Source organism: Haloferax sp. Q22, assembly GCF_001482285.1.
Lineage (GTDB): Archaea > Halobacteriota > Halobacteria > Halobacteriales > Haloferacaceae > Haloferax.
Window position 1 is genome coordinate 38,141 of sequence record NZ_LOEP01000032.1, and the last position, 19,544, is coordinate 57,684.

At 67.7% G+C, this 19,544-nt stretch carries 18 protein-coding genes; 4 read left to right on the top strand and 14 right to left on the bottom strand.

The window, feature by feature from the left end; genetic code table 11:
- On the top strand, nt 1–979 hold a 979-nt coding region (locus AM590_RS14015), incomplete at its 5' end, for a transposase (RefSeq protein ID WP_253805948.1).
- Between the two features lie 59 nt (nt 980–1,038).
- Here AM590_RS14015 and AM590_RS14020 read toward each other — a convergent pair.
- The 3 genes from AM590_RS14020 to AM590_RS14030 all read right to left on the bottom strand — a co-directional run bounded on the left by AM590_RS14020 (nt 1,039) and on the right by AM590_RS14030 (nt 3,860).
- Nucleotides 1,039–1,434 (bottom strand): hypothetical protein, encoded by a 396-nt coding sequence (locus AM590_RS14020; RefSeq protein WP_058828015.1) that lies wholly within the window; start codon nt 1,432–1,434, stop codon nt 1,039–1,041.
- Nucleotides 1,435–1,549: 115 nt separating this feature from the next.
- Nucleotides 1,550–2,644, bottom strand: coding sequence for a site-specific DNA-methyltransferase (locus AM590_RS14025; protein ID WP_058828016.1), 1,095 nt, complete (start codon nt 2,642–2,644; stop codon nt 1,550–1,552).
- A gap of 208 nt (nt 2,645–2,852) precedes the next feature.
- Complete coding sequence (locus AM590_RS14030) at nt 2,853–3,860, bottom strand: transcription initiation factor IIB family protein (protein WP_004971221.1); 1,008 nt, start codon at nt 3,858–3,860, stop codon at nt 2,853–2,855.
- A gap of 260 nt (nt 3,861–4,120) precedes the next feature.
- On the opposite strand from AM590_RS14030, the gene AM590_RS14035 reads away from it, so the two are divergent.
- Together AM590_RS14035 and yjjX are read left to right on the top strand one after the other, a co-directional pair.
- Entirely contained in the window at nt 4,121–4,909 is a 789-nt protein-coding gene (locus tag AM590_RS14035; protein ID WP_058828017.1) for a helical backbone metal receptor, read from the top strand.
- 20 nt (nt 4,910–4,929) lie between these two features.
- Nucleotides 4,930–5,451 carry an inosine/xanthosine triphosphatase gene (gene yjjX, locus AM590_RS14040; protein WP_058828018.1) on the top strand — a complete coding sequence of 174 codons (522 nt, stop codon included), beginning with the start codon at nt 4,930–4,932 and terminating at the stop codon, nt 5,449–5,451.
- Nucleotides 5,452–5,484: 33 nt separating this feature from the next.
- Here the strand turns inward: yjjX and aglD are convergent, their stop codons facing one another.
- Nucleotides 5,485–7,359: a flippase domain-containing glycosyltransferase AglD gene (gene aglD, locus AM590_RS14045; protein ID WP_058828019.1), complete on the bottom strand. Its 1,875-nt coding sequence runs from the start codon at nt 7,357–7,359 to the stop codon at nt 5,485–5,487.
- A gap of 368 nt (nt 7,360–7,727) precedes the next feature.
- Here aglD and AM590_RS14050 point away from each other — a divergent pair, with 368 nt between their 5' ends.
- A complete protein-coding gene (locus AM590_RS14050; protein ID WP_004972643.1) occupies nt 7,728–7,997 on the top strand; it encodes a hypothetical protein in 270 nt (89 codons plus the stop codon).
- A gap of 244 nt (nt 7,998–8,241) precedes the next feature.
- On the opposite strand, the gene AM590_RS14055 is transcribed toward AM590_RS14050, so the two are convergent.
- The 10 genes from AM590_RS14055 to metG form a co-directional block, all read right to left on the bottom strand.
- A complete protein-coding gene (locus tag AM590_RS14055) occupies nt 8,242–8,865 on the bottom strand; it encodes a MarR family transcriptional regulator (protein ID WP_058828020.1) in 624 nt (207 codons plus the stop codon).
- 82 nt (nt 8,866–8,947) lie between these two features.
- Nucleotides 8,948–10,222 carry an SPFH domain-containing protein gene (locus AM590_RS14060; protein WP_058828021.1) on the bottom strand — a complete coding sequence of 425 codons (1,275 nt, stop codon included), beginning with the start codon at nt 10,220–10,222 and terminating at the stop codon, nt 8,948–8,950.
- Nucleotides 10,223–10,348: 126 nt separating this feature from the next.
- Nucleotides 10,349–10,951, bottom strand: a complete 603-nt coding sequence (locus AM590_RS14065) for an NfeD family protein (RefSeq protein WP_058828022.1) — start codon at nt 10,949–10,951, stop codon at nt 10,349–10,351.
- 102 nt (nt 10,952–11,053) lie between these two features.
- Nucleotides 11,054–12,193, bottom strand: coding sequence for a restriction endonuclease (locus AM590_RS14070; protein ID WP_058828023.1), 1,140 nt, complete (start codon nt 12,191–12,193; stop codon nt 11,054–11,056).
- A gap of 84 nt (nt 12,194–12,277) precedes the next feature.
- Nucleotides 12,278–14,074, bottom strand: a complete 1,797-nt coding sequence (locus AM590_RS20555) for a hypothetical protein (protein WP_058828024.1) — start codon at nt 14,072–14,074, stop codon at nt 12,278–12,280.
- Between the two features lie 139 nt (nt 14,075–14,213).
- Nucleotides 14,214–14,450 (bottom strand): hypothetical protein, encoded by a 237-nt coding sequence (locus AM590_RS14080; RefSeq protein ID WP_058828025.1) that lies wholly within the window; start codon nt 14,448–14,450, stop codon nt 14,214–14,216.
- Nucleotides 14,451–14,491: 41 nt separating this feature from the next.
- Nucleotides 14,492–16,252 carry a pyruvate kinase gene (pyk, locus tag AM590_RS14085; protein ID WP_058828026.1) on the bottom strand — a complete coding sequence of 587 codons (1,761 nt, stop codon included), beginning with the start codon at nt 16,250–16,252 and terminating at the stop codon, nt 14,492–14,494.
- A 114-nt stretch (nt 16,253–16,366) separates the two neighbouring features.
- A complete protein-coding gene (locus tag AM590_RS14090) occupies nt 16,367–16,654 on the bottom strand; it encodes a hypothetical protein (RefSeq protein WP_058828027.1) in 288 nt (95 codons plus the stop codon).
- Between the two features lie 71 nt (nt 16,655–16,725).
- Complete coding sequence (locus AM590_RS14095; protein WP_058828028.1) at nt 16,726–17,031, bottom strand: hypothetical protein; 306 nt, start codon at nt 17,029–17,031, stop codon at nt 16,726–16,728.
- Between the two features lie 129 nt (nt 17,032–17,160).
- A complete protein-coding gene (gene metG / locus AM590_RS14100) occupies nt 17,161–19,383 on the bottom strand; it encodes a methionine--tRNA ligase (RefSeq protein WP_058828029.1) in 2,223 nt (740 codons plus the stop codon).
- Nucleotides 19,384–19,544: the final 161 nt, after the last annotated feature.

Consider the following 19,544-nt stretch of genomic DNA (forward strand, 5'->3'; position numbering starts at 1 on the left):
CCGACCGCCCGGCTACCGCAAAAACGGAGACTCCCACCCACGTTCAACCGTGTCGTTCAAAGCGGCTGGCTTCAAGCACGACGCACAGTTCACCCGCGTTCGCCTCTCAAAAGGTCGCAACCTCAAAGAACACCGTTCAGACTTCATACTCTGTGAGTATCAGACTCGCCCGGATGTTGACCTAACCGAGTGGGATATTCAACAGGTTCGCGCCGTCCACAAACGCGACAAATGGCGACTGCAATTCGTCTGTCGCACCACTATCGACCCGGAACCGCCGGGTGACGGGGTGGCCGGTGTTGACCTTGGGGTTTGCAACTTTGCCGCCGTCTCGTTCGGTGGCGAGTCGGTGTTGTATCCCGGTGGCGCACTCAAAGAGGACGAATACTACTTCACGAAAAAGAAGGCCAAGTGCGACGATTCCTCGTCCCGTGAGGCGACTCGTCTTGACCGGAATCGGACTGGTCGCCGGACACACTTCTTACACTCCCTCTCGAAAGCAATCGTGGAACAGTGTGTCGAACGAGATGTCGGGACGCTTGTCGTTGGTGACCTCGGCGGCATTCGAGAGGATGACGAGACGGGCGACTCTCGGAATTGGGGCGACCACGGCAACCTCGACTTACACGGGTGGGCGTTCGACCGCTTCACAACGCTTCTCGACTACAAGGCGGAAGCGGAAGGCATCGACGTGGAGTTGGTGTCGGAACGCGATACGTCGAAGTCATGTTCAGTGTGTGGTCACACAGACAAGAATCAGCGCGTTGAACGTGGACTGTACGTGTGTGAGGAGTGCGAGACGGTGGCGAACGCGGACGTGAATGGTGCGGAGAATATTCGACAAAAGGTACTCCCGAGTCTCGCCACGGATGGCGGTGATAGGGATAACGGCTGGTTGGCACAGCCAGCGGTTCACCTGTTCGACCGTAGTGAGGGTGTTTTCGCCCCACGAGAACAGGTTGCTAACCGCGAACCGTAATATCCCAACTCAGCGGTGCGGTGCCGTGGGATTCCCGCGTCTTCAGGCGCGGGAGGATGTCAATCTTCGACCGTGTACCATTCGAGTTCCGTCGCACACCACGGACAGAAGTCGAGGTTCCGGTCGAGTTCGCCGCCACAGATCGGGCAGGTCGGCTCGCCGTTCGCGTTGCGGCCGCGGGGGCGAATCCCGACGCGGTAGGCGTCAAGCGCGCTCAGGAACAGCAGTCCGAGGACGGGAATCAGCACCTCTCTCGGAACCGAGTCCACGGTCACGGTCGCCGGGTCGGCGAACGTCGAGAGCAACACCAGCCCCGCGCCGACGACGAAGGTGAACCACGCAATCGCACGTCGCCACTCGCGGAGGTAGACGTGGCCCGCCCCGGCGATTCCGAGCGAGGCACCAACCACGCCGACGAGGACAGCGACGAACGCGCGACGACGAGCATCGGGCATCGTTCGTTGGCGTCGTCGTCCGCGCTCTTAAACGTCTGGATTGTCGGACAGTCTGTCAAGCGGTACGAAGCCTGACAGTACGCGTTCGAACGCCCCGGATTCCACCGTTTCGAGGTTAGTCAGTCGTCTGCGCGTCTTCCGAAGTCGGCGGCGTCCCCGCGGCGCTGGCGGCCCCGCCCTCATCGTGCGGTTCGTGTTCGACGACGAACTCGCGGTCCGCGCCGTCGGCCGACGCCTCGACCGACGACACGCGGTACAGGCGGATGCGGCGCTCCTGTTTCGTCACGACCGGGAAGTCGTAGTGTTCGGCGTCGTGGCCGGGCCGCTCGTCGCGGTCGGCGACGAACTCCCGGTGGTCGTCGAGTCGACGTTCGACCTCCGCGCGCGAGCGTTCCGGGAGGTCGTCGAGCCGTGTTTCGAACCCGGAGACGAGGTCGGCGTCGAGGTCGTAGCCGACCGAGTTCCGCCCCGCAAGCATGGCCGCGAGCGTCGTGGTTCCGGTGCCGACGAAGGGGTCGAAGACGGTGTCGCCGTAGACGGAGTACATCCGAATCAGGCGCAGCGGAAGTTCGACGGGAAACGCCGCCGAGCGTTCTCTGTCGCCCGAATCGAGGCCCTGGCCGGTCCCGCCGAACTCCCAGAGGTCGGAAAACCAGCGGTTTCGCTCCTCCCAGAAGAAGGCGCTCTCGTAGCGCCGGTCGTCGCCCGGCGGGAACGACCGCGGGTCGCCCTTGCGGACCACCAGCACGTACTCGTGTTCGAGCGTGACGTAGGCGTTCGTCGGGAGCGTTCCCGACCCCATGAACTTCGTCAGGCGGTTCGTCGGCTTCCGCCAGATGGCGTCGGGAAGCGGCGTTAGCCCGCGCTCTCCGAGCGCGGTGAGCACGCGGGCGTGGTTGGGGTACTGGCGAAACGACCCGTCGAGGCTCCGGGTCGCGTCGCCGACGTTCACGCAGGCGACCCCGCCGGGGGCGAGCACGCGGGCCACCTCGTCCCAGACGGCGTCGAGCTGCTCGTGCATCGCCTCGAACGCGGTGTCGCCGTCGCCCGAATCGAGCGCCGCCGCGACGGCGTCGTCGCGCGCCGAAAACAGGTCGTCCCACATCTCTATCATGGGGTACGGCGGCGACGTGACGACGAGGTTCACGCTCTCGTCGGCGAGTCCGGTGTCGGCGGCGTCGCCCACCGTGAGGGCGTGAGTCGTGCGCATCGTACGGACGTGTTTCCCCCGAAACAAAACCCTTCGCCTCGGTGCGGAGCCGGTCGACCCCGCGTCGCGGTCCGCGCGGCTCGACGCTCAGGCCGGCCGCTTGCCGCGGCGAGCGCCGCCGCTGACGGGCAAATAACCGAAAACTGAGTCGCTTCGTCCGGCTCGAACCGTCGTCCGGCGCGGGCGGCGCGGGCGTCCGAATCGGTCCTCAGACGAGGCCGAGGTTCTCCTCGGCTTCGAGGAGCTCGTGGTAGCGGTTGCGGATGGTGACCTCGGAGATGTCGGCCACGTCGCTGACGGCGGCCTGCGTCGTCTTCTCGTTGGTGAGGAGAGCGGCGGCGTAGACGGCGGCGGCGGCGAGGCCGACCGGCGACTTGCCGGAGTGGACGCCCTTCTCCTTGGCGTTCTTCAGGAGCTGGCGCGCGCGCATCTTCGACTCGTCGGAGAGGCCGAGTTCGCTGGCGAACCGCGGGACGTACTGCTCGGGGTCGGCGGGTTTGACCTCAAGCGAGAGTTCGCGCGCGATGTAGCGGTAGGTGCGGGCGACCTCGCTCTTCTCGACGCGCGAGACCTCCGCGATTTCGTCGAGCGAGCGCGGGACGCCGGCCATGCGGGCGGCGGCGTAGGTACACGACGTGGCGACACCCTCGATGGAGCGGCCGGGGAGCAGGTCGTCGTCGAGCGCGCGGCGGTAGATGACCGAGGCGGTCTCGCGGACGTTCTCGGGCAGGCCGAGCGCGGAGGCCATACGGTCGATTTCGCCGAGCGCCTGCTTGAGATTGCGCTCCTTGGAGTCGCGGGTGCGGAACCGCTCGTTCCACTTGCGGAGGCGCTGCATCTTCTGGCGCTGGCGCGCGCCGAGGGAGTTCCCGTACGCGTCGCGGTCGCGCCAGTCGATGTTCGTCGACAGACCCTTGTCGTGCATCGTGTTGGTCGTCGGCGCGCCGACGCGGGACTTCTCGTCTTTCTCGCGGGCGTCGAACGCGCGCCACTCGGGGCCGCGGTCGACGGAGTCTGCGGTCACGACGAGGCCGCAGTCGTTACAGACGGTCTCGCCGTGTTCGTCGTCGGTGACGACGTGACCGCCGCACTCGGGACACTGCAGCGTATCGCCCTTCGTGTCTTCCTGTTCGGTTTCGGCCTCCTGTCGGCCGTTCTGCGTGTTTCGTTCCTGCTCCTGTGCGCCGGGGTTTCGGGTCCAGATTCGTTCACTCATGGATACGACGGCGGGTGCTCCGGGATGGGGTGGTTAGAGGCGGCTAGAACCCGGATGCTGTCCGTAACACCAGCAACCGCAGACGACCGCATAAATGGTTTGGTATCGCTTTCGGCCAGCGGCGTCGTTTGTACGTGTGAGACGGTCACACGGATAATTGAGGTTCGTGAGGGATTCGGCGATTCACCGGTCAGCGGCGGCTTCCCGTCGGCCGTGACGCGATACATACTTTTCTCGAAGGGGCGTTACCACGACTACGCATGGCCGCCCACCCCCGCGTCGTCTCGCTCGCGCCGAGCGCGACGGCTATCCTCGATGCCGCCGGTCTCGACGCTCACGTCGTCGGGGCGACCGTTCACTCGCCGACCGACAAGCCGGTCGTCGGCGGCTGGCTGAACCCCGACTTCGACCGGGTCGACGAACTCGACGCCGACGCCGTCTGCACCTGCGACGACCTCCAGTCGGACGTCGCGGCGGCGGCCCGCGACCGCGGCTACGACGTGTTCCACGTCGCGCCCGCGACGCTCGCCGAGGTGTTCGACTCGTTTCCCGTCGTCTGCGACGCCGCGGGCGACGCCAGCGCCGGCGCGACGCTCGCCGAGGACTGCCGCGACCACCTCGCCCGCATCGCCGACGTGGTCGCGGGTCGCGACCGCCCGACCGTCTACTGCGAGGAGTGGGCCGACCCGCCGATGGCCGCCGGCAACTGGGTTCCCGACCTCGTCCGCGCCGCCGGCGGGTCCGCCCCGTTCGTCGCGCCCGGCGAGCGGTCCGCCGAAGTCGACCCCGAGACCGTCGCTGCCGCCGACCCTGACCACGTGATTCTCCACCCCTGCGGGAAGGGCGAGCGCGGCGACCCCGAGGCGTTCGAGGCCCGCGGATGGAACCTCGACGCCGCGGTCCACGCCGTCGACGACTCGCTTCTCAACCAGCCGAGCCCCGCCGTCGTCTCGGGCGTCGACCGCCTCGCGCGACTGCTGCATCCCGACGCCGGCCTCCCCGAGCCGTGGGAACCCGCGACTGCGACCGAATCCGACGAAGGGAAATAACCGGGCGACGCGCTTCCGACATGGACATCGCGGTCGGAAGCGGCAACCCGGTGAAGCGGCGCGCGGTCGAACGAACCTGTCCCGACGCCTCCGTGGCGGCGGTCGCCGTCGACTCCGGCGTCTCCGAACAGCCGACGGGGAACGACGAGACCATCGCGGGCGCGGTCACCCGCGCGGAGCGGGCGCTCGACGCGGGCGACTACGACTTCGGCGTCGGCATCGAGGGCGGCGTCGCGTCGTTCCCCGCCGGCGACGGCACCGACGGGAGGGACCTGTATCTGGTGATGTGGGCTGCCGTGACCGACGGCGAGCGCGTCGGTCGCGCGGCGGGGCCGAGCCTCCCCCTTCCCGCCCGCATCGCGGACCGCATCGATGCGGGCGAGGAACTCGGGCCGGTGATGGACGACGTGCTCGGCACCGACGACATCGCGAAAAACGAGGGCGCGGCCGGCGTGTTCACCGGCGGCCGGCTCACCCGAACCGACGCGCTCGAATCGGCCGTGACGGGCGCGTTCGCGCCCTTCCGGTGTGAGTTGTACTGAGTCGCGGATTCTGAAGGGTACTGACCCGCTCCGTCACTCTGACTCGGCGAGTTCGTGGTCGCGGTCGCGCACGTCCGCGCTCTCTTCGACCGCGGTCGTCAACGAGACGTTGAGCGATAGCATCGACGCGACGCCGCCGACGATGGTGACGGCGTTTTTCACCGCGTGGTCGAGGACCGCCGCGGCGAGCGCGGCGGCGGGGGTGATCGGCGCGAGGGCGGCCATGAACACGGTGAAGGCGATTTCGTAGAGGCCGACGCCGCCGGGCGAGAGCGGGAGCACCTTCGCGAGGTTCCCGACGCTCACGGCGAAAAACGAGACGCCGACGAGCACGACGGGGTCGATGTCGACGCCGAGCGCGAGCAGGACGACGACGGCCGTCACCACGTCGACGGTCCAGATGGCGAGGCTCGTCAGGCCGACGCGGCCGAAGGCGGCGCGGTTGCCGGCGACCGCCTGCAGGTCGGAGACGAACTGCTCGATGACGCCCGCGACGAGTTCGACGTAGGAGTCCGACGAGAACCGGCCGACGAACGCCCGGACGACGTTCCGGTCCGCGCGGGCCGACAGCGCGATGCCGAGGACGCCGAGGATGGCGACGACGCCGACGCCGGTGGCGACGTAGGCGACGGTGCGCACGTCGTCGGCGGACACGTCGACCGAGCCGCCGCTCACGCCGGTCGCCAGCACCGTGGCGATGTCGTCGAGGCCGCCGGTCGCCGCGAGGCCGACGAGGACGACACCCGCGAGCCCCGCGATGGTGAGCAGGTCGAAGACCCGCTCGACCGCGAGCGACGCGAAGCCCGAGGGGTACGGGATGTTCCGGCGCGCCTTCACGACGTAGGCGCGCACGGCGTCGCCCGCACGAGCGGGGAACACGAGGTTCCCGGTCTGACTGATGAATATCGCCCCCGTGAGGAAGCTCGCCTTCTCGCGGTAGCCGAGTTCGGCGAGGATGTCGCGGTAGCGAATCCCCCGGAGCGGCCACGAGACGACGTAGATTACCGCGGCGGCCGCGACGAGCGCGGGGTCGGCCTCGCCGAGGACCGTGATGACCTCCGAGGGATCGATGTAGAGCGTCATCAACGCGAGCGCGAAGACGGTCAAAAGCAGGCCGGCGACGATGGTCACCCGGCGGGTGATGCGCGGCCGGACCGTGAGTTGCCACCACGTCCGGAGAATCTGGCTTCCCATCCCGAGGATGTCGCGGACGAGGTCGACTTTCGTGTCGCCTTTCGGCTCCCAGTCGACGGGGAACTCGGCGACGCGGAAGCCGGCGCGCTGGGCGCGGACGAGCATCTCCGTGTCCCAAAACCAGTGGTTGTCCTCCACGTCGTCGCGGAGCGCCTCGAACGCCTCGCGGCTGAAGGCCTTGAAGCCGCACTGGTGGTCGCGGAGGTCCGAGCGGAGGAACAGGCGGACGAGGCCGTTGTAGGCCCGGCTCGGCACGCCGCGTTTCCGCGGGCGGTCGGCGACCCGGTCGGGCATCCAGCGCGACCCGGTCGCGGCGTCGTACTCGCCGGAGCGGACGCGCTCGACCAACTCTTCGAGGTGGCGCATGTCCGTCGCGAGGTCCGTGTCGAAGTAGACGAGCGTGTCGCCGTCGGCGGCCTCGAAGGCGCGTTCGAGCGCGCCGCCGCGACCGAGGCGGGCGTCGCTGTGGTAGTGTCGAATCCGGTCGTCCTCGGCGGCCAACCGGTCAGCTATCTCCGGCGTCTCGTCGTCGCAGCCGTCTTCGGCCACGATGACTTCGAAGGCGTCGGTGGGGAGGAACGATTCGAGCGTCTCGACGGTGACGCGGACCGTGTTCTCGATGGTCAGCGCCTCGTTGTAGGCGGGGAGGACGACGCTCACTTCGACGCCGGCCGCGGTCGCGGCGGCCGGGCGTCGTTCTGTCGGGCGACCCATTGTCGTCGTATGGCCGCTATCCGCGTATGAATTTTCTGTCTTGGAACAACTACGGTCCGTGAGACGGACAGTTCGGAACGTTCGGGTGTTTGGCGGCCGCCCCGTTGCGCTCCGGCGCGTCCCGACGTGTCCTGACGGCCTTGACGGCCCTGACGTGTCCTGACGGCCCTGACGCGTCCTGACGGCCCTGACGCGTCCAGCCTGTTCCCTCGTTGGTGTGTCCGCGTCGCGTGGGTGTTAGGCGACTGTACCTGCGACGGCTCAGTGGGGCCGCCCCGACGGCCCGTTTTCGGTTAAAATCGAAAGACGGCGACGTGTTAAGCTCCTGTACCAAACCCCTGATAGGCGTCTCGTCTCTCTGTGTAGGTATGAGCACGACCGCCTCCGCGACCGCAGTCGAGGGCGAGGTCCTCGACGCCAACCGCAGCCTCTCGGAGAAACAGCGCCGCATCCTCGACTACCTCCGCTCCAACGCCGGGGCGAAGACGTACTTCAAGTCCCGCCTCATCGCCGACGACCTCGACCTCTCCGCGAAGGAGGTCGGCGCGAACATGCGCCCCATCCTCGACGGCGATTTCGACGTGAGCGTCGAGAAGTGGGGCTACTCCTCGGGAACCACGTGGAAGGTGACCGTCTGAGCCCCCGCTGACGCTTCACTCCGGCCCCGCCGCACGCCGTCTCCGGCGTGCACCCCGGCGCGTCCTCCCTCGCGCCACTCCACCCGGAACGCCGTCGTCTCCCACCCCACGTCGTTCCATCCCCACTTTTTCGGGTTTTCTCGCGTCCCAGCGCCGCCGCTACGAATCGGAATAAACATCGAACCGTCACACGGTACAGCGTCAGTCGCCCGTCTCGACCGCTACCTCGACTCGTCCGGTCCCGTCAGGGGTCGAACCGGATGAGTTCAGCCGCGTCATCGGCGAACGCCGCGGCGTCGGAGCCGAAGGAGTCGGCGTAGCGAATCAGGAGCGTGATGACCGTCTCGGGGTTGCGGACCGCGTAGCCGTCCTCGCGCGAGAGGAGGCCCACGGCGTCGAGTTTCTTCGCGTAGGTGCTCACCGTCGCCCGGGAGACTCCCAGACGGTCGGCGAGTTCGCTCCCCGTCGCGTCGGGGTCGCGAAGCAGGTGGACGAGCATCCCGCGCGGCGTGTCGCGACGGAGGTAGCCGAGCGCGACCTGCTCGAACTCGGAGAACCGACTCGCGGGGAAAAACCGCTTGTAGTCGCCGTCGCGGCGCACTTCGAGCGTGTCGTCGTCGACGAGGTTCCGGAGGTGGTACTGCGTCTCGCCGGTCCCTAACTGGAGGTCGTCGCGGACCTTCGAGAAGTGCGCGCCGGGCGTGGACGCGACGTAGCCGACGATGGCGTCCCGCGCGTCGCTCGACCCGGACGAGTCGTCCTCACCGTCGTCGCCGCCCCCGAGGCCCACGAGCGGCGTGGCGGCCCCGAGCGCGGCGAACCGACGGAGGGTCGCGCGCTTGTCTTCGTCTACCCGGCGGTTCGACATCTACTCCCACATACGAGACGGCGCGAAGAAAAGGGCTTCGGCATTTACACCCGTCGGAATCCGGGACGGTCCGCCGACGCGACTATTCGAGGTCCTTCTCGAAGGACATCTCGTCTTCCTCGTCGCCGTCACCGTCGGCGTCGGGTTGCCCGTTGCTCGCGGCTTCCGCGTCCGCGGAGCTGTCGGCTGCGGCCGCGCCCTCGGCGTTCTCGCTTTCGGCGACGACCTCGTCGGACGACTTGATGGGTTCTTCTTCCTCGTCGGCCTCGGCGATGACCTCGTCGGGCGACTTGATGTCGTTGACCTCCGCACCCGCTTTGATGGCTTCGGCCTCCTGTTCGAGCTGTTCGACGTCCATCTCGGCGGCCTGGTCTATCTGGCCGAGAATCTCCTCGATGTCGTCGAGCCCGATGAGTTCGCGCGTCTCCTCGTCGAACTGCTTGCTGGAGAGGCCTTCCATGTCCTGTACGTCGGAGCCGGTGAGCTGTTTGCCGTAGCGGCCCACGAGCGAGGTGAGTTCCTGCGGGAGGACGAACGTCGTGGATTCGCCCTGTCCGATGCGTTCGAGCGTCTCCATGCCTTTGTCGATGATGGCGCGCTCGCCCATCGACTCGGCGGACTTCGCACGGAGGACGGTCGAGATTGCGTCACCCTGCGCTTCGAGAATCTGCGACTGCTTTTCACCCTGCGCGCGGATGATGTTCGACTGCTTTTCACCCTCCGCGGTCTCGACGGCGGAGCGACGCTCACCCTGCGCTTCGAGAATCATGGCGCGGCGGCGGCGCTCGGCGGAGGTCTGCTGCTCCATCGCCTGCTGCACGTCGGCGCTGGGGTTGACCTCGCGGACCTCGACGGACTCGACGCGGACGCCCCACTCGTCGGTCGGCTCGTCGAGTTCCTTGCGGATTCGCGCGTTAATCTCCTGACGCTTGTTGAGCGTGTCGTCGAGTTCCATGTCGCCGAGGACGGCCCTGAGGGTCGTCTGGGCGAGGTTGGAGACGGCGCGCTTGTAGTTGTCGACCTCGAGGAATGCCTTCTTGGCGTCCATCACCTTGATGTAGACGACGGCGTCGGCGGTCACCGGCGAGTTGTCGCGGGTGATGGCTTCCTGCCGGGGCACGTCGAGCGTCTGGGTCCGCATGTCGAACGCGTAGGTCCGAGAGACGAACGGCGGGATGAAGTTGATACCCGGTTCGAGGAGGCGTCGGTACTCCCCGAACACCGTGAGTGCCTTCTTCTCGTAGGCGTCCACGATTTCGACCATCTGGTACACCGTCACGATGGCGAGGACGAGCACGAGGAGGCCGACGACGACGCCTCCGATGCCCAGTCCCGCCTGGAGGGCAAGTAAGTCCATACGCCCGTGTTGGGTTGGACGAATGATAAGTATTCGTGTGGTGCGGCCGTCACGTCGGACGGTTTCGACGGCGACGAGGGCGTAGTCGACCCGAACCGGGCGTCGACCGCGCACGATGGCCGCCGGTCAGACTCCCTCTTTCCCCTCTCGTTCGAGTTCTTCTTCCCGCTCCGCGGACTCCTCGCGTCGCTGCCGCGCCCGTTCTCGGGCGAGTTCGCGGTCGATCTCGTCCTCGCCGGGGCCGACGCCCTCGACGGTCACGACGTTGCCGCCGCCGGGGTCGACGACGATGACTTCGGTTCCCTCTTCCAGTTCACCGTGGACCGACCGGGCGGCGTAGTAGGGGTTGAAGCCGCCCTCGTCGAGTTTGACCTCGCCGCTGGTCGGCGTGACGCGCTCCGTGACGCGCCCCATCTTGCCCGTCAGCGCGTCCGAGTCGCTCGTCTTTCCTTCCCCCTTCCCGCCGTAGATGTCGAGTTCTCGGTAGCCGTAGAGCGCGAGCGCGCCGAAGACGAAGACGAGCAGGCCGAGCACGATCGGGCCTGCGAGCGCCGGGATAAAGAGGCCGACCAGTCCCGCCGCGAGGAGGGCGACGCCGAGGACGACGAAGTGCGCGCCGGGGGCGATAGCCTCCGCGAGCGACAGGCCGAGCCCCGCGAGCACGAGCAACAGCGGGAGCGTCTCGGGGGTGATGAGACCGGTCTGTAACGGGAACGGCGGGTGTGCCATACCGGGTCTAGGGCCGTCGCCCGATTAAGGATTGAGGGTTGAACGCGGCGCGAGGGCCGCGGTCGGTGCGTGATTTCCGTGGCGGGGCGGAGTCGCCCGCGCTCAGTCGTTGCGGTTCGGGTCGGTCGAGACTGCGTCGTCGTGGACGAACGCCACGGTGTCCTCGTTGGTCGGCTGGACGAGGAGAGTCCCGGTGGTCGCGTTCCTCGGCACGGCGAAGACGGTCCAGACGCGCGCGCTCTCGCCGGGGGCGAACAGCCCGCCGTTGTCGAAGCCGGTCGCGTTCGACAGCGGTTGGTGGCCGTACCTGACGCCGTCGGATTCGAACACGAGCGCCGACTGGGAGAGCGCGCCCGGCGCGGCGTCCGCGGCCGTCGCGTTGAGCGCGACGACGACGAACCGCTCTCCCTCCGGCGCGGCGTACGTCTGATTGCCCACCTGAAGCGACTCGGTCGTCCGCGCGTTCCACCGAGCGACCACGTCGGCCGAGTCGGCGCTCGCGCCCGAGAGTGCGGAGACGGCGACCCCGCTTCCCCCGCCGCCCGACCCACCGAGTCCGTCTACCATCGGCCCGAGCACGGCGACGGAGCCGAGTGCGAGGACGAGCAACAGGACGGCGACGACGACCACGCGGACGCTCGGCGGCGACCCCGATTTCAGGTCGTCGACCGACGACGGCAGTCTGTCGCGGAGCGAGCCTCTCGAGGAGTCGCCGCCACCATCGCCGTCGCCGCCAGTAAGTCCGGCGAGCCGTTCGCGCACGGCGGCTATCGGGAGCGACGCCAACGCCTCTTCGACCGGCTCGGGCAGGTCAAACGGCAGGCCGAACTCGACCTCTGCCGTCTCGAACACGTCGCCGTCGGTGTACTGCTTGACCGTCTGTTCGAGGCCCTCGTCGGCGACGGTCTCGCCGAGTTCGTCGCGGTCGAGCAGCGTCACGTCGTGGTTCGTGGCGAACCCGCGAACCGCGTCGTCGAACTCGCCCTGCGTGGCGACGACGACGGTGTCGATGCCGCGCTTTTTCGCGTGTGCGACGAAGCCTTTGACGTGCCCTTTCCCGACCGTCACCTCGACGGACGGGAGCACGAGTATGAGCCCTTTCGTGCCGTCGCCGCGCTGTCCCTGTACGAGGTACCGACCTTCGCCTCGGGGCTGGGCGTTCGTCTGCCAGTTCCGTTGGGTCCAGAGGTCCGAGAGGAAGTGAACGAACTTCGCCGGTTCGAGTTCGACGAGTCTCGTCACTGTTCGCGTCCCTCCGGGCCGTCGGGGGCGGGTCGTCGGTCGTGTCCGCGTCGGTCGTGTGTCATCTTGTCGCCTCGGTGTTCGTCAGCGTCGCAGTCGCCGCGCGGCCAGTCCGGTGAGGACGAGCGCGACGACCGTCAGTCCCGGCGAGAACGGAATTCCAGTGTTCGTTCCGGCGGCGGCCGGTTCCAGCGGTGTCCGCTCGACGACCGGGAAGGGCGTCGTCGTCATCGCCGGGGTCGATTCCGTCTCGCTCGCGGTCGTCGTGGCCGTCGTCGTCGGCGTCTTCGCGCCGGGTTCGAGTCGGACCATCGCGTCGTCGGCGACGATGGTGCCGGTGACCCGGTCGTCGTCAGCGGCCGCGTCGTCGTCGGCGGATTCGTCGCTGTCCCCGGCCACGTCGTCGTCGGTCGCACCGCTCTCCGTTTCGTCGCCGCCGGTCCGGTACGGCGCGTCGACGGCGGCGGAGAAGTTCCCGTCGCGGTCGCGGTCCGCGTACGCGATTGCGAGCAGTTCCGCGTCGACCAACTGCCGGCGGTCGAACTCCACGACGACGTTCCGGTGCGTCCCCGGCGGGAGATACGCGCTCGTTCCCATCGGCTCCTCGTCGGCGGTCTCGACCGCGACGAAGCCGCCGACGGAGAGGTTCACCCGGCTGACGGTGACGAACGTTCCGTCGGTCTCTTGGTCGACGAATCGGAGGCTCGCCTCGGAGTCGAGGATACGCATCGTGTGTTCGGTCTGGTCGCGGTAGTCGCGCACCCAAAGCGGGAACGTGAGCCCGCGGTCTTCGGGCGCGAACGTGAGGTTCTGCGTCACGGTCCGGTTCGCTGTGACCGTCATCGGCACGAGCTTCAAAAACGGCTGGCCGGGCGCGCGCGCTCTGAGTTCGACGACGCTGTTCGGTGCAAGCGTCGTCTCGCCGGTGACGGTCACCTGCGGGGACTCCCACGGGTACACCGTCTCGTTTCGCACCTCGATTGAGACGGTCGGCTCGACGAGTCGCACCCGCGAGCGCGCCGTGATCGTGTCCTCGTCGACGAAGTCGCTGTGGTCACCGCGGAGCGTCACCTGCAGTTCGTAGTCCTCGGCGTCGCCTTCCAACGGGAGGTCCGAGGTGTCCCAGATGACGAACACCTCGTCGGTTTCGAAATCGGTGACGACGGTCGTTCCGTTTTCGGGCGTCGCGAGGAACGTCTGCTGTTCCCGGTTCGGCCGGACTTCGAGTTGGTTCAGCGTGATTTCGATACCGTTGGCGTTCGCGCCCCCGGTCACGTCCCCCGGGTTCAGCGCCGACTCCAGCCCGCTCTCGTCGAGTCTGACGACCGCGAGGTCGCCTTTGGCCACGGTCGTTCGCTCGGTAATCTCGCCCCGGATACGCTCGGTCGACATCGCGGTGTCCGAGTCGTTCAGGCTCGCGGGCGCGACGTTGGTCGTCGCCGACGTGTTCCCGCGCTCCGCGATGTCGAGTTGCCCGATAGCGCGCTCGACGCCGTCGATGGTGACGTTCATCACGTACGTCGTCGGCTCGATCGGCTCGCTGAGTTGGCCGGTGTGGAGCGTCTTGTTGCCGCCGCCGGAGACGTACGTCTCGGGCGCGCCGGTCGAGTTGTAGGTGTCGATGGTGAGGGTGGTCGTCCCCGACCCGACGAGGGCGACGCTCAGGTGGTAGCCGTAGCCGTCGCCGCCGATGTTGAGCGTCCCCGGCTGGGAGTGCCGGACACGTATCTCGACGACGTCACCGCGGGTGACGGTGGTAACGTCCTCGCCGAACGACGCGGTCGGCTCGTCGGCGGCGACTGCGGGCGTCGGAACCCAGAGTGCCGCGAGGAGAATCAACGCGGCGACCAACACGGAGGGTGCGCGGACTGCGTAACTCATTTGGTGTGTCCCGGTCGGGGGGTTGACGGTGGTTCCCCTCGGGGTCACATAAATCAACAGTCCCGATTATCAAAACGGAAAGTCGGATGGGTCGAAGCCGGTCCTCGCGACGGGTCGCGGTCGGCGCGCCGCGGGGCGGTCAGACCGCGCCCGGGAACACGGTGATGACGATAAGCCCGACCGCGAGGAGGACGCCGAGGAAAACGAACGCGACGTTTTCGGCCCGCGGTGACCCGGGCTCGATGGGGAGCTGTTCGATCTCGGGTTCGTCGTCGATGATGCCGTCGGGGCCGACGTCGTCGACGCCGAAGCGCCACTCGCCGTCGCCGTCACCATCGCGGTCGTCTTCGGCCTCGGGTGAGGGTGCGCGGGACATCGAATCGTGTGTAAGCGTCGTGGCGGGAAAGGGCTACCGCACTACTTCCGGTTGCCGCGGTCGTGGCTGATGACGTCGCCCTCGTAGACGATGCCGCGCTCGGCGTGAAGCGTGACGGTCGCGCCCTCCGCGATGGTCTTCGGGAGCGGCGCGCCCGACACCATCGGGATGTCGAGTTCGCGCGCGACGAGCGCCGGGTAGCCGGTCATGCCCGCGCGGGCGTCGACGATGCCGGCGAGCTTGTCGGCGTCGCCGTTGAACTCGCCGTCGAACTCGGCCGACAGCGCGAGGATTGCGCCCTCGGGGACGTCCGTGAGGTCGCCGTCCTCGGTGCGGTAGAGGGGACCGGCGACGCGGCCGCTGACGATTTTCCGGCCCGTGGCGACGGGCTCGGCGGCGACGTGGACCTTGAGCATGTTCGTCGTGTTCGTCCCTTCGAGCTCCGTCATCATGCCGGAGAGGACGACGATGGTGTCGCCGGACTCCGCGACGCCGGCGTCGAGCGCGGCGGTGACGGCGTCGTCCATGACGCCCTCAACGCTCGGGCTGTAGTCGGCGTACTGCGCCGAAACACCCCACGAGACGGCGAGCTGGCGGCGCGTCCGGTCGTTCGGCGTGACGGCGACGACGGGGACGCCGGGGCGGAACTTCGCGGTCTTCCGGGCGGTGTAGCCGGACTCGGAGACGGCGACGACGGCCGCGGCGTTCACGTCGCGGGCGAGGTAGCGCGCCGAGCGGGCCAGCGCCTCCGTGCGGGAGCCCTCGTCGGCGGTCGGGACGCGCTGTTCTTGGCTCTCGTCGTACTCGGGGCTTTCCTCGACTTCCTCGACGATGCGGGACATCGTATCGACGACGCGAACGGGGTGGTCGCCGACGGCGGTCTCGCCGGAGAGCATCACGGCGTCGGTGCCGTCGAGGACGGCGTTGGCCACGTCGGACGCCTCCGCGCGGGTCGGGCGGCGCGAGCGGACCATCGAGTCGAGCATCTCGGTCGCGGTGATGACCGGCGCGCCCGCGGCCTGCGCTTTGCGGATGGTGCGCTTCTGGATGATGGGAACTTCTTCGAGGGGGCACTCGACGCCGAGGTCGCCGCGGGCGACCATCACGCCGTGGGCCGCCTGGATGATTTCGTCGAGATTCTCGACCGCGCCGGCGCGCTCGATTTTGGCGATGATGGGAATCTCCGCGCCGAGGTTTTCGAGGGTGTCGCTGATGGTGTAGACGTCCTCCGCGTCGCGGATGAACGAGGCGGCGACGTAGTCGACTTCCTTCTTCGCGGCGAGCTTCAGGTTCTCGTAGTCGGAGTCGGTGATGAGGTCGATGTCGAGGTCGACGCCGGGGACGTTCACGCCCTTGCGCGAACTGAGTTTCCCGCCGGAGACGATGGTCGCGTGGACTGAATCGTCCTCGACGCGCTCGACGGTGGCCTCGATGCGGCCGTCGTCGAGGAGGATGGTGTCGCCGGACTCCGCGGCGGTAATGGAGTACGACAGGCCGACCGCCTCGGGCGTGGCGTCGTCGCCCTCGTAGAAGCGGACCTCACTGCCGGTTTCGAGGTAGATGTCCTCGTCGATGTCGGCGGTTCGTACCTCGGGGCCCTGCAGGTCGAGCATGGCCGCGAGCGGTTCGTCAGTCGCGTCGTCGACGGCGCGGATGCTGTCGATGACGTCGGACCGGTGTTCGACGTTGCCGTGGCTCGCGTTCATCCGGGCGACGCTCATGCCGGCGTCGGCGAGCCCGCGAATCGTCTCTCGGTCGAAGGACGCGGGACCGAGGGTGCAGACGATTTTTGCGTTTCTCATGGCGTCGCCTACGAGTGACTGATAAAAAAGCCCGATGATGAACTCGGTGTCGAGTAAGGGGTTCGCATACGTACTCTCTATAGTTCGTCCGTCGAACTGACCGGTCGGTCGCCCTCACGGAACTATAATGGTCGTTCGGTAAATTTCTCCGTCGTACCGGACGTAGCCGGGGTCACGGAACTCGTTTCTGTCCGTTCCCTCCCGGAGCGTCACGGGCTCGCCCCCGAGCGCCTCCCGAAACGCCGACTGCTGGGCCGGCGCGAGGTTCTGGTACGAGACGGCCCCCTCGCCCTGCGGGAGGTCGTCGACTCGGGTGACGCTCAGTTTCGCCATCCCGCTTCCGCCACCGAGACAGCCCGTCGAGACGACGAGCGCCGCGGCGAGTAGCACGCTGACTCGCATGGGCGGCGCTCCAGCGTCATCGCTCAAATCGGCTCCGATTGCGGCGCGGGATTCGAGCGTCGAACGCCGGTTCAGTCGGAGACGGTCGTCCGGTAGATGTCGCCGTCGTACCGGACGTAGCCGGGGTCGACGAACTCGTTTCTCGCGGCCACGTTCGGTATCGCCGTCGGTTCGCCGGTCGACACTGCCTCCTCGAACGTCTCGCGCTGGTCGGGGTCGAGGTTGCCGAAGGCGACCGCGCCCTGTCCCTGCGGGAGTTCGTCCACGCGTTCGACAGTCAGGGTGCCCGCGCCACCGCCCGTGACCGCGGTGACGACGCCAGCGAACACCGCGAGCGCGACGACGATGCCAACCGCCTCCCGTCTTCCGATTCGCATGGGCGACGCTCGGGAGTCGGCGCAGTTAGGCGCTGTGGTCCGCGTCTGGCACGGGGCGGCGTGAGGGGAGAACAGCGCGTCGAAAAAATCGGGTCGCAGGCGGTCGCTTATGGGGCCGCAGGCAGTCGCTTACTGGACTTTCGTGCCGGGGACGGCGTCGCCGTGGGTCGTCAGGATGTCGGCCTCGTCGCCCGCGGCCAACAGCATCCCGTTGGACTCCACGCCGAACAGTTCGGCCTTCTCGAGGTTGGCGACGATGATGACCTTCGACCCGGAAAGCGAGTCGAGGTCGTGAAGCTGTTTGATGCCGGCGACGATTTGGCGCTCTTCGACGCCGATGTCGACGGTGAGCTTGGCGAGTTTGTCCGCGCCGTCGATGCCCTCGGCGGCGACGATTTCGCCCACGCGAATGTCGAGTTCCTGGAAGTCCTCGAAGCTGATGCGGTCGTCGGCGATGGGTTCGAAGTCGATGTCGGCGTCGGTGTCAGCGTCCATATCCTTCTCCGCGTCCTCGTCGGACTCGTCGCTTTCGGATTCCGTCTCGGCCACGCGCGCTTCGAGCTTCTCGTTGAGCTCCTCGACGCGCTCGTCTTCGATTTTCTCGAACAGCGCTTCGGGCTCGCCGAAGGACGCCGGCGGAGCCTCGAAGGCGGCGTCGACGCGGGTGTCGGCCACCGAGCCGTCCTCGCCGAGCTGTTCCCAGAGCGCCTGCATCTTGCCCGGCGCGACAGGGAAGAACAGCACGGCGATGGCCTTCGCAATCTGGACGCAGTCGCGGATGACCTGCGCCGCGGCCTCGGGGTCCTCGTCGGTGAGCTTCCACGGCTCGTTGCGCTGAATGTACTCGTTGCCGAACTGCGCGAGGCGGACGGCGGCGTTACCGGACTTCCGGACCGAGTAATCGTTGATGCCGGCTTCGAACTCGTCGATAGCCTCCTGAATGCGGGCTTCGACTTCCTCGGACACCTCCGCGTCCGGCGTCCCCTCGAAGTTGCGGTACGCGAAGAGCATCGACCGGTAGAGGAAGTTGCCGACCGTGCCGACGAGTTCGCTGTTCACGCGGTCTTTGAACTTCGACCACGAGAAGTCCACGTCCTGTTGGAACCCGCCGTTGGTGGCGAGGTAGTACCGCAGCAGGTCGGGATGGAAGCCCTCGTCGAGGTACTCGTCGGCCCAGACGGCGCGGTTGCGCGAGGTGGAAAAGCCCTTGCCGTTGAGCGTGATGAAGCCGGAGGCCATGACCGCGCGCGGTTCGACGTAGCCCGCGCCGCGGAGCATCGCCGGCCAGAAGACGGTGTGGTGCTGGATGATGTCGCGGCCGATGATGTGGACGATGTCACCGCCGGACTCCGTCCGGCGAGCCTCCGAACCCGCGTCGGATTCGGAGACGCCGGCGTCCTTCCACGCGGCCTCCCAGTCGAACGTGTCGGCGCCGACGCGCTCTGTGTACTGCTTCGTCGAGGAGATGTACTCGATTGGCGCGTCGACCCAGACGTACAGCACGAGGTCGGAGGTGTCGGACGGCGACGAACTGCCGTCCGACTCGTCGCCCTCGTCACGCCCAGACTCCGTCTGGTCTGCCTCCGAATCCTCGGCGGATTCGGAGACGCCCGGGTAGTCGATGCCCCAGTCCATGTCGCGGGTGATACACCAGTCCTGCAGTTCGCCCTCGATCCACTCGCGGGGCTGGTTCTGGGCGTTCGAGGTGCCTTCGAGGCGGTCGATGAACTCCTGAAGGTAGTCTTGGAGGTCGGAGACCGCGAAGAACTTGTGCTCGCGCTCGCGGTACTCCGCGGCGTTGCCGGTGAGCGTCGAGGTCGGGTTTTCGATTTCGCCGGGTTCGAGGTGGCGGCCGCAGCCCTCGTCGCACTCGTCGCCGCGGGCGTGCGCGCCGCAGTACGGACACGCGCCCTCGACGAAGCGGTCGGGGAGCCACTGGTCCGCGTCGGGGTCGTAGGCGACCGGAATCTCCTTCTCGTAGACGTAGCCCTCGGCTTCGAGCGTGCGGACGATTTCCTGGGTCAGTTCGGTGTTCGTCTCGTCGTGGGTGTGGCCGTAGTTGTCGAACTCGATGTTGAAGCGGGGGAACGTCGCCTCGTACTTCTCGTGGTGGCGGAGCGCGAACTCCTCGGGCGTGACGCCCTCCTTCTCGGCGTTGACGGCGACGGGCGTGCCGTGCATGTCCGACCCGCTGACGAAGGCCGTCTGCTGGCCGAGTGTTCGCAGCGAGCGACTGTAGATGTCGCCGCCGACGTACGTTCTGAGGTGGCCGATGTGGAGGTCGCCGTTGGCGTACGGCAGTCCACACGTCACCACCGCTGGGTTCTCCGTGGGGAAGTCCTCGTGACTCATATGTGTCGTGTATCTCGGAAGCGGGCCTAAAGCCCGCCGCTTCGGATGCGTCTGTCTGGCGGTGCGATGCTGCCCCGAGGTTCGCCGGACCCGACCGTCGTCTCACGTTACCGAGGCGACGGCCGGAGGCGGGTCCACCCGCGGCTAAAAGGGAGCGCGCA